Origin of the sequence: Acetobacter sp. UBA5411 (assembly GCF_002409645.1) — a bacterium.
In the GTDB taxonomy this organism is placed as follows: Bacteria; Pseudomonadota; Alphaproteobacteria; order Acetobacterales; family Acetobacteraceae; genus Acetobacter.
On record NZ_DHNR01000040.1, the window covers coordinates 1 to 10530 of the forward strand.

Consider the following 10530-nt stretch of genomic DNA (forward strand, 5'->3'; position numbering starts at 1 on the left):
AGCGACTTTTTCAACAGAATTAGGGCGTAAGCGGACAGCCCGACCACGTCAGCCTAAGGTTGGCAAACACGCTTCAGCCTGTTTTTCTTCCTTCTGCTTTCGACCCAACCCTCAGCAGGAGTCAGAACGTGACCAAAGAGACCGCCGCCACCGTATTTCTTGCGAAACAGGATGTACCGTACAGCCTGCATGAATACACCTACGCACCGGAAGGTGGTCCCATCGGGATGCAGGCGGCAGAAGCGCTCGGTTCCAGCCCCGACAGCGTGCTAAAGACGCTAGTGGTCGAGATCGACAAGAAACAGCCCGCCTGCGTGGTGGCGCCTGCACATCAGAAGCTCAATCTCAAGAAGGTCGCCGCTCTCTTCGGTGGACGCAATGCCCGCATGATGAGCCCGGAAAAGGCGCATGATCTGACCGGCTATCAGTCGGGCGGCACATCTCCATTCGGGCAGACCACGCAGATTCCCGTTGTCATCTCGCAGGACGCGATGGAGCAGGATCACGTCTATATCAACGCCGGCGATCAGGGTTTTGTTGTCCGTATCGCGCCAGCTGATGCGGTAAGACTATCCGATGCCAAGGTCGCAGACGTGGCGGCGTAGTAAAAAGCCGCGTCAAACAAACCCAGGAAAGTTTTTGGTGAAGTTTTTTTCCAAAAAGCTTCAGAAGACGTCGCCTTTAAAAAAAGGCGACACCCAAAAACTTCTGCTTTCATGACCTACTCCGGCACCCTAAACATCGCTCGCGCCGTATTCACCTTCTCTCGCGTCACGCAGCCCGGCGCGTGATCGTTGACCAGTCCCATGGCCTGCATGAAGGCATACATCGTCGTCGGGCCGACAAATTTCCAGCCGCGCTTTTTCAGATCCTTTGACAGGGCGCGGGAAGCTGCCGTCTCCGTCACTACTTCCGGAGCCGCCAACCGCTCAGGTTCGAAGCGCCACACATAGGCCGCTAGCGACCCTTCCTGCTTCACAAGTTCCAGCATCCGTTGGGCGTTGTTGATCGCGGCCTCGATTTTCCCGCGATGCCGCACAATCCCGGCATCGGACAGAAGTCGCTGCACATCGGCTTCATCAAATCGCGCGACACGTTCTGGATCGAAACCGGCAAAAGCGGCCCGGAACGCCTCCCGTTTGGCCAGAATGGTCCGCCAGCTCAGACCGGCCTGAAAGCCTTCCAGACAGAGTTTTTCAAACAGACGCCGGTCATCGGAAACGGGAAACCCCCATTCATGATCGTGGTAGGCTTCATACTGTTCCGTCGCCGCGCACCAAGCGCAGCGCGGCTGTCCGTCCCGTCCTGCAACGGTCTGCATCCACTTCTCCTGCCCTGTTCGGTTCGGCTTACATTGAAACAGGACCGTCCCACTGATAAGCACGCCTGACATAACAGGACACCGGAGATTGTCATGAGTGCCAGGAAACTGCTGATCCTCCCGGGCGACGGCATCGGCCCCGAAGTCATGCGCGAAGTGGCGCGCGTCACCGCATGGCTCAGCCGCAAGCGCGGCATCACGTTCGACGTCTCCGAAGACCTTGTCGGCGGCGCATCGCTGGCCGAATACGGCACGCCGATCCGCGAGGAAGTCATCCAGAAGGCCCACGAGGCTGACGCCGTGCTGTTCGGCTCCGTGGGCGACCCGAAGTGGAATAATGTCGGCTTCGACAAGCGCCCCGAGCTGGCCATTCTCAAGCTGCGTCAGGAACTCGGCCTGTTCGCCAACCTGCGCCCGGCCAAGGTGTTCGACGCGCTTGTGGACGCCTCCACGCTCAAGCCGGAGGTCGTGAAGGGCCTCGACATCATGATCGTCCGTGAGAGCACGGGCGGCATCTATTTCGGTGACCCTCGCGGCATCGAGACGCTGCCGAACGGCGAGAAGCGCGGCATCAACACCGAAGTCTACACAACGCACGAGATCGAGCGCGTCGGTCGCATCGCCTTCGAGATGGCCCGCAAGCGCCAGAACAGCGTCTGCTCTGTCGAGAAGCACAATGTCATGGAAAGCGGCCTGCTGTGGAAAGAGGTCATCACCGATCTCCACGCCCGCGAATATTCCGACGTGACGCTGTCGCACATGCTGGCCGACAACTGCGCCATGCAGCTGGTTCGTAACCCGCGCCAGTTTGATGTGATCGTCACCGGCAACCTGTTCGGCGACGTTCTGTCCGATCTGGCGTCCATGCTGACCGGCAGCCTCGGCATGCTGCCGTCCGCTACGCTGGGTGCGAAGCACTCCGATGGTCGCATGCCTGCGCTCTATGAGCCAATCCATGGCAGCGCGCCAGACATCGCTGGCAAGGGCATCGCCAATCCTATCGCGCAGATCCTCTCGCTGGCGATGCTGCTGCGTTACTCCTTCGATCTCGAAACAGAAGCCACGATGATCGAGAACGCGGTCTCGGCCGTGCTGGCGACAGGTCTGCGGACTGCCGACATCATGAGCGAAGGCAAGGCTCGCGTCGGCACCGACGTCATGGGCGAGGCGATTGTCCGCGAGCTGGACAAGCTGGCTGACTGAGGTCTGGAAACAGGAAAGTTTCAGCGGCACTGTGCTGAAACTTTCCTGAAGTCTCGGCGGTTCTGCGGTCCACGGACAGGATGACAGGCGACCACCCACTGCGCTTCTGAATGGCAGTCATGCTTTAGAGGTGTTCTGCCTCACGTTGGTCCTCGCTAGAAAACATTCCCATCAGACAGACGCTGTGAGGAATGGACGATGACAACGACATGGGGTGATTTTCAGGCAATCATCCAGCTTTCAGCCGGATTGAATGTCGCCATCCTCAGCTTTGTCGATATCAGTATTCCTGCCATCAAGGAGCGCCGTCACGTCTTCACCAAGGCGCGGCAGGAACTCGATATCTATCGCAAGAACCCTCACAAGATCACCGCCGAGGACAAGGCGGCGCATGCCGACAAGGTGGGAGAGATCGACCGCCAGCTATTCGATCTCTGGCACGAAACCTCTGACTTCGAGCAGGTTGAGGATTCAATGCTCAAGACCACAGGGGTATTCGGTCTGCTCGGAGCAATCCTGAGCATCAGTCTGCTCTGGTATTCAGGCGTCCGTTACGACACCACCCTGTCTCCGTTTGGCATGGTGCTGACGCTGGCGTCCTTTCTGTCCCTGTTCGCCGCCTTCTGCGTGAATTTCTTCACGGCCTTTCGCGCCACGCACTACACGAAACGCTGCAATACCCTGCGGCAAAAGATGCGCGAGACGCTGAAGTAAGGGACATTTTTCACTAATCTGCTCGTTGAAGATACCTCGATATGCAGGAGAATTTTCGGCTGGTTTCAGTGTAACGACATCCTGAAACCAGCCAGAACAACCTCACCCTTCCCCACTCAACGCGCCACTACCGGACAAGCAGGACTCAATGTCACGTCCTGCTCTGCGTGTAGGATGTGATCAGGTTCCGATAATCAGGGATATGATTGGACAGAAGAGTTCCAAGTCCTTCCACGTCATTTCGCCAATCCCGATGCAACTCACATGCCACGCCAAACCACGTCATCAGCTGCGCGCCTGCCGCTTCCATGCGGCTCCAGGCAGCATCACGGGTCATGGAATTGAAAGTGCCGGAAGCATCCGTCACGACGAAAACCTCGTAGTCTTCAGCAAGAGCAGACAGAACCGGGAAAGCCACACAGACTTCGGTCACCACTCCGGCAATGAGAAGCTGCTTTTTGCCTGTAGCCTTTATCGCATCGACAAAATCGGAGTTGTCCCAGGCATTGATCTGCCCCGGGCGGGCGATGAACGGCGCATCCGGGAATATTTCCTTGAGTTCAGGCACGATCGGACCATTGGGTCCATCTTCAAAACTCGTCGTCAGAATGGTCGGCAATTTGAAATAGTGCGCCAGATCTGCCAGCGCCAGAACATTGTTCTTGAACTTGTCAGGGTCGATATCGCGAACAAGCGAGAGCAATCCTGTCTGGTGATCGACGAGCAGGACGGCAGCATTGTCTTTATCAAGACGCACATAAGGTTTGTTCATGTCAGATCCTCCATTTGTTCAGGAAAGGCAGGTCCTCGCCATGTCTCAAACGAGGACCTGCCCGAGAGTATATTTCAGGCAATGACACCGAACCGACCGGCCCGCACATCGCTGACTGCCTGATGAATTTCTTCCTCCGTATTCATGACGAAGGGCCCATATCCGACGATCGGTTCATTCAACGGTTCGCCGGTCAGGATCAGGAAGCTCGATTCAACCGACGCCTGCACGGATATCTGCGTTCCCGTCGTCCCCAGCAGAAGAAACTGGGCGCTGCCCAACTCTTCCGTACCGTTCACGATCAGCTTTCCTTCCAGCGAGACGATGGCGCTGTTGTGCCCCTCCGGGACATCGAGCGTGACGTGTCCGCCCTGATGCAGAACACCGTCCCACACGTTCAGGGGGGAAAAGATCCGGGCCGGTCCATGAGTGGCGTCATACTCTCCAGCGATGATGCGCAGAAACCCGGCGTCATCAGGCAGCTTCACAACCGGAATGTCGGTAGAAAGCAGTGTCTGATAGGCAGCAGGCGTTCCCTTGTCCTTTGCCGGGAGGTTGACCCAGAGCTGAACCATGCGGAACGGGCCGCCAGATTTTGCATAGGCCGGAGAGTGATACTCCTCATGCTGGATACCGCGACCGGCGGTCATCCACTGCACATCCCCCGGCCCGATCACACCCCCTGCGCCGGAAGAGTCGCGATGCTCGACTTCTCCGTCATAAACGATTGTGACCGTTTCAAAGCCCTTGTGCGGATGCTCCCCTACTCCACGGCGAGACTCTGTTGGCTGAAACTGATGGGGGCCAGCATAGTCCAGCAACAGAAACGGACTCAGATGCTTACCGAACTCACTGTAGGAAAACAGGGAACGAACGGGAAAACCGTCCCCAACCCAGTGGCCGCGATCATTGCCGTAGCGGCCAAGAATCTGTTTCTGCATGGCTCTGCTCCTCATTCTCTTGAGAGCGAATATGTGACGATCTGATCGTCTTCTGAAGATTGTCGGATCGAACGATCCGTTCTACTGACAGGACGATGCGGGATCTCAACGATTTCTATTATTTCGTGCAGGTGGTACGACACGGCGGTTTTTCTGCCGCGGCAAGAGCGACCGGCCTACAAAAATCGCTTCTGAGTCGCCGGATTCAGCTTATGGAAGAACGCCTGAACACGCGGCTCATCCAACGGTCTTCACGCCATTTCAAAATTACGGAAATCGGCAGTCGGTTTTATGAGCATTGCGTCGCCCTGCTTGAGGAAGCCGATCTGGCGGAGCGCTCCGTCGCAGAACTGCAAAGCGAACCGTGCGGCGTGATTCGTCTGAGCTGTCCTGTGGCCCTGCTCAATTTCCAGTTCGGGGCGCTGCTGGCACGCTTCATGCAGAAATACCCGGCTGTCACGGTGCATCTTGAAAGCACCAACCGACGCGTTGATGTGCTGAAGGAAGGGTTTGACCTTGCCATTCGCGTGCGCTTTCCGCCGCTTGAGACGTCTGACCTCGTCATGCGCGTTTTCGATACAAGCACCCAATGTCTCGTCGCCGCCCCGGAACTCCTGACAAGTCCCTTGACGTCTCCCGCCGATCTCGGCGCGTTCCCCAGCATGGACTTCCATACCGGTCCCGGCGCTCACTCCTGGATTCTGGAAAGTCAGGACGGGCAGACAGCCACCGTTTTTCATGAGCCGAGGTTTGTCACGGATGACATGGCGGTTCTGCGTGAGGCCGCGCTTGTGGGCAACGGCATCGTGCAACTCCCCACAATGATGGTCTGGAAGGACATCAAGGCAGGAAAACTGGTCTCTCTCCTGCCCAACTGGCACCCTCGCGCCGGCATCATTCATGCCGTTTTTCCCTCAAAACGAGGTGTCATCCCTGCTCTCAGGGCGCTCCTCGATTTTCTGGCTCATGAATGCGCGGTGCAGCGGCAGCAGATCAGCAAGGCGATCCTGTAGTTTTCTGCCTGAAAGAGAGAACTAGTGATCTGAAAAACAGGCAATGAGCCTTGAGCAGATCAGGAAAACACCGGGTCCAGATAAGGGCTCGACGCATCGAAGAACAGCCGGTTCTCTTTCAGCTCAGCCGCTATGACACGCAGATCGGCCAGCGCACGCAGGATTTCGACACGCTGGGACAGGTTGGTCTCACCCTGCTCCAGCCGCACCAGCGCTGCGACCGCCGCATCAGTCGCATGCTCCGTGCGGCCATAATGCCCGCCATAACGTCCGGTAAACTGGGCCATCCTCGCCAGCATGTCCTGCACATTGCGCGATGCCTGAGCCGGTAAAGCCCCACGGGCCATGACTTCCCGCAGACTCAGGATCGCAAGCCCCACAGTCATGCCGGACAGGACGCCCTGCAGATAGGCGTCCACCACAGGACCGCGTCGTCCGCCAACCGTGTTGAGCAACCGGACCATGCGCTCAATGCTGACGCCGATCACGTCATGCGGGCGCAGAGGATAGGCGCGTCGGGCCAGTCCCCGCAGCATCTGAAGGATCTGCAGGCGCATGTTCCAGCGCACCCCGTCTGGATCAAGCGGCAGGAAAACGCGATACATCCACATGCAGAACGCCATGGTCAGGAAGAGCGGCATGGCTGTGTTGAAGAAGGAGATCTCGTCCAGCATCCGCTCATCGTTGAACGGACTGACCAGAATGGTCAGGAACAGGTTGTAGGCCACAGCGCCCAGAATGGTGGCCGGGTTTGAGAAGGCCAGTCCGCCTATCATCATGACGGGAATGAAGCACATCGCCATCATCTCGTAAGTGGAGATGGCGGGCATGACGAGTATCACCATGAACGCGGCGACCGCCGTGACCATCACCGTGCCGTGCAGGAAGGCGCGGGTGGCGACAGCAGGCGTTTCAAGCGTCGAGAAGAGCGAGTTGACGATACCGACGAACATCAGGAAGAACAGTCCCTGCGGCCATGCCGTGGTGATCCAGATTACGCCTGCCACGAACATGGAGACACCGGCGCGCAGACTGTTGCCGGTCGCCTGATGCCAGTCACGCCATGTCTCGATCGGGTAATGGAAATGATCATGGGCGATTGGATTACGGCTCGCCTCGAACTGCTGCAACGAGGTCGCCAGTTCATCCAGCATATCGCCCAGAACGTGAACCGCCTGCCCTTCCCGCGTCACGATGGTCTCCGCCACCACATCGACGGGAGGATGCGTGACCATGTCCATCTCACGCGCCAGACAGTTGGCGGCTTCCACCCGGCTTGTGGAACGCAGGGCGTCCAGTTCAGCCATGACGGCGCTGAATTCGGCAGGATCGGTCAGACGATCAGGCAGAGACAGCAGAAAGGAGCGACTGTCTGAAGCCAGCTTGTCCCAGCTTGCACCGCAGGACGCCGGATCGGCCATCAGCGCCGCAAGTTCCAGCCCGCGAGAAAACAGGGCGGCGACGCCTGCCAGAGCCGCACGCGCATGGTCACCTTCACGACCGTGCCGCCCCATCTCGATCTCGGCGAATTCGATCTGGTCGCCAAGCCCGGCCAGCGTGGCCATCATTTCGGCTGACGTGCGGAGCGCATTGCGGTCACCACCAAGTAGCGCGCCGAGTGTCTTTGTGGTTGGTCTGATCGCCGCCACATAATTGTCGACCAGCCGGTTTCGGGCGCGCTGGGTCAGTCTGAACTGGAAAAGCGAGGAGATGACGGTTTCACAAACGATGCCCAGCGTGATGTAGGTCGCGCGGGCCATCGTGATTTCAAAGATGTGGTCGGGGTCCGTGATGCCGTCGAGAGAGATGATCGAGAGGGTAAAGCCGCTCGCCCTCATACCGTGCATTCGATAGTTGGCCATGGAGGCCGGCCCAGGAAGCAGGGTGCCGATAAAGCACAGCATCCCGATGGAACCAGACAGAAGCAGGATAAAAAGCAGTGGCTGCTGAGGGGCGGTCGCGACCAGCGTGATGGCGATCAGTGTCCCGACCACCATGCCGAACATATGCCAGCGGGCCTTGGCCAGCGATTTGCCGCGTGACCCCTGTGCAATCATCCAGACAGTGAGCGGCGCCCATTGCGGACTGCCCAGTTCCCACCACAGGGCGATGCCGAGCGCAATCAGGGAAGCAATGGTGGTGCGAAGCGCATAGCCGAAATTGAGCAGGCTGGGCGCATATAGCCATTTCTGCCGAACGACCCATGAGCCGAACCAGCTGGACTCGAAACTGTTCAGGAGAGAATGAAGCCGGGCCATGAGGGGATGCTGTCCGGGAATCGTCCCATCATTCATGCCCATACCTCACGTTACCACCCGAACCGACAGTCATTGTGTCCGCTTACACCAGCACCCTTACAAGCACGTATCAGCGGAATGAATAACTCAATTTCCCGCAAACTGGAGATGCGACGCACACATGGCCGCATGAAAGCGGCGAATACTGAAGAACCATTCGGCTCTAGGAGAAAAGACAGGCTTCTGTTGACGGTCAAAATAATCTTTTACCGGTTTCGACCAATGACGGCGGCGGGAGAGTTGTCTCCTGCCGCCAGAGATCATCAGTCGTCGTAGGACAGCAGGGCATGAACCGGCACGTCGATCTTTTCACGACCGCGCAGCGCCGTCAGTTCCATCATGACCGAAGCACCGACCACATTCGCACCAGCCTTGCGCAGCAGGGCGATAGAGGCGGCGAGCGTACCACCTGTCGCCAGCATGTCATCGGTCACGACCACGCGCTGGCCCGGCTTGATGGCGCCTGCCTGAATATGCAGCGTGTCCGAGCCATATTCGAGATCATAACTGTGAGAAATGGTCTCACCCGGCAGTTTGCCCGGTTTGCGGAGCATGACGATGCCCGTGCCCAGACGGGTGGCGAGCGGCGCTGCCGTCAGAAAGCCGCGGGATTCGATAGCGGCCAGTTGCTCGGGCTGCCACGGACCAACGGCGTGCGCCATACGGGCCGTCGCCAGCTGCCAGGCGTCCGCGTTCCGCATCAGGGAACCGATGTCGTAGAAGAGAATGCCCGGTTTCGGGAAATCAGGAATGCTTGAGATATACTGCTTGAGGTCGATGTCGTTCATGAACCGGGCCGATGCGAGTTGACGGGAGAACGTCTTCAGACAGGGGAACGCCAGAAGCATGACGCGTCTTCGGACAAAGCGGGGCGCACACTACTCTGTGAGGAAAAGGGTCGCAAGGTGACGCGGGCTGTTTGCAACCCAGCGTTTTTACCGAATTACCCGGAGCCGTTTGACGAAGGGCGTTACGCCGAAATGCGTTCCTGCATTGCAGCCGCCACGGTCCTGAGGAATCCCTCCCGCCGGAAAGGCTTCGGCAAAAGCTGAATGATGGGAAGCGCCGCAGCTGGACGGGGACCATCCAGCGTGAAGTCACCAGACATGCAGACAATCCCCAGCTCCGGGAGGCGCTCGCGCAGCAACCGCGCCAGCCGGAACCCGTCGAGCGGGCCGGGAAGCTGGATGTCCGTCACCAGAAGATCGTAAGTATTGCCTGCCTCCACCACCAGATCGAACGCGGCCTCTCCATCCGCAGCCTCTGTGACACGGTATCCGTCGAGACCAAGAATGGTCGCAACAATGTCACGAATGGCTGGATCATCCTCCACAACAAGGGCGCGGAGGTTGGTTTTGGAGGGCGCAGGTGCGTAATCGGGTGCTGTCCGGGCTGTCTCGGTCAGGGCGCGCGGCAGCCAGAGAGATACGCAGGTTCCGTGATCAGGCGCCGAGGCCACGACGACCCGTCCCCCGGCCTGCCGACAGAAATCGACCACCATGGCCATACCCAGCCCGGTGCCCGCTCCGTCATCTTTCGTCGTGAAGAACGGTTCGAAAAGCTGCTGGAGCACTTCCGGACCCATACCGCAGCCATTGTCGGTGACATCCACCCGCACCCATGCGCCCGCAGGCAGCGGCGTAGGCTCTGATGACACACGCAGACCACGATTGCCTTCGACTGGCAGCGTCAGTAGATCGACGGCTGTGGGATAGGACGCGTTGCTGGCGCAGATGTTGATCTGACCGCCGCCCGGCATGGCATCGCGGGCATTGATGGCGAGATTGAGAAGCGCGCTTTCAAGCTGGGCCGGATTGACCTGCACATGCCATATATCCTTGGCGCTTCCACACTCGACGGTGATGCGAGGACCGATGACCCGGGCGAGAAGACCGTTGGTCAGAGCGAAGATGTCAGCCAGTGCGACAGTATCCGGAGCCGGTCTGTCCCGGCGGGTAAAGGACAGCAACTGACCCGTCAGAGCCTCCGAGCGTCGGGCCGCATGAGCCGCGGCATCCAAACAGTGCTGCCGTCGTTCGCTGTCGGAAACTTCACTGGCTTCCGTGGCCAGTTCGATATTGCCCAGAATGACGGTCAGGAGATTCTTGAAATCATGGGCGATCCCGGCTGTCAGCTGCCCCACGGCGCGCAGTTTCTGCGATTCACCCAGAGCGCGCTCACTGCGCAGACGAAGGGTGATGTCGTTGGCGGTCAGAACGAACCCGCGACGGTCTTCCGCATGCAGACCATCGTCAGAGGCGAAGAACAG

The 10530-nt window shown here is 58.7% G+C and carries 10 protein-coding genes; 4 read left to right on the forward strand and 6 right to left on the reverse strand.

Annotated features, from left to right (window positions below):
* Positions 1-128: 128 nt before the first annotated feature.
* Entirely contained in the window at positions 129-605 is a 477-nt protein-coding gene (ybaK, locus tag B3759_RS13715; protein ID WP_291366663.1) for a Cys-tRNA(Pro) deacylase, read from the forward strand.
* A 116-nt stretch (positions 606-721) separates the two neighbouring features.
* Here the strand turns inward: ybaK and B3759_RS13720 are convergent, their stop codons facing one another.
* The gene (locus B3759_RS13720) at positions 722-1321 is read right to left on the reverse strand and encodes a DNA-3-methyladenine glycosylase I (RefSeq protein ID WP_291366665.1); all 600 of its coding nucleotides are present in this window, start codon (positions 1319-1321) and stop codon (positions 722-724) included.
* Between the two features lie 93 nt (positions 1322-1414).
* On the opposite strand from B3759_RS13720, the gene leuB reads away from it, so the two are divergent.
* Positions 1415-2524 (forward strand): 3-isopropylmalate dehydrogenase, encoded by a 1110-nt coding sequence (gene leuB / locus B3759_RS13725; RefSeq protein ID WP_291366667.1) that lies wholly within the window; start codon positions 1415-1417, stop codon positions 2522-2524.
* Between the two features lie 198 nt (positions 2525-2722).
* Complete coding sequence (locus B3759_RS13730) at positions 2723-3238, forward strand: hypothetical protein (protein WP_291366669.1); 516 nt, start codon at positions 2723-2725, stop codon at positions 3236-3238.
* Positions 3239-3389: 151 nt separating this feature from the next.
* On the opposite strand, the gene ycaC is transcribed toward B3759_RS13730, so the two are convergent.
* Positions 3390-4010 carry an isochorismate family cysteine hydrolase YcaC gene (ycaC, locus tag B3759_RS13735; RefSeq protein ID WP_291366671.1) on the reverse strand — a complete coding sequence of 207 codons (621 nt, stop codon included), beginning with the start codon at positions 4008-4010 and terminating at the stop codon, positions 3390-3392.
* 74 nt (positions 4011-4084) lie between these two features.
* Positions 4085-4951, reverse strand: a complete 867-nt coding sequence (locus B3759_RS13740) for a pirin family protein (protein WP_291366673.1) — start codon at positions 4949-4951, stop codon at positions 4085-4087.
* Positions 4952-5046: 95 nt separating this feature from the next.
* On the opposite strand from B3759_RS13740, the gene B3759_RS13745 reads away from it, so the two are divergent.
* Positions 5047-5964, forward strand: a complete 918-nt coding sequence (locus B3759_RS13745; RefSeq protein WP_291366674.1) for a LysR substrate-binding domain-containing protein — start codon at positions 5047-5049, stop codon at positions 5962-5964.
* A 59-nt stretch (positions 5965-6023) separates the two neighbouring features.
* On the opposite strand, the gene B3759_RS13750 is transcribed toward B3759_RS13745, so the two are convergent.
* The 3 genes from B3759_RS13750 to B3759_RS13760 all read right to left on the reverse strand — a co-directional run.
* Positions 6024-8222, reverse strand: coding sequence for an FUSC family protein (locus tag B3759_RS13750; protein WP_291366675.1), 2199 nt, complete (start codon positions 8220-8222; stop codon positions 6024-6026).
* A 302-nt stretch (positions 8223-8524) separates the two neighbouring features.
* Complete coding sequence (locus B3759_RS13755; RefSeq protein ID WP_291367051.1) at positions 8525-9049, reverse strand: adenine phosphoribosyltransferase; 525 nt, start codon at positions 9047-9049, stop codon at positions 8525-8527.
* A 182-nt stretch (positions 9050-9231) separates the two neighbouring features.
* Positions 9232-10530, reverse strand: a 1299-nt coding sequence (locus B3759_RS13760) for an ATP-binding protein (protein ID WP_291366677.1), incomplete at its 5' end; no start/stop codon positions are given.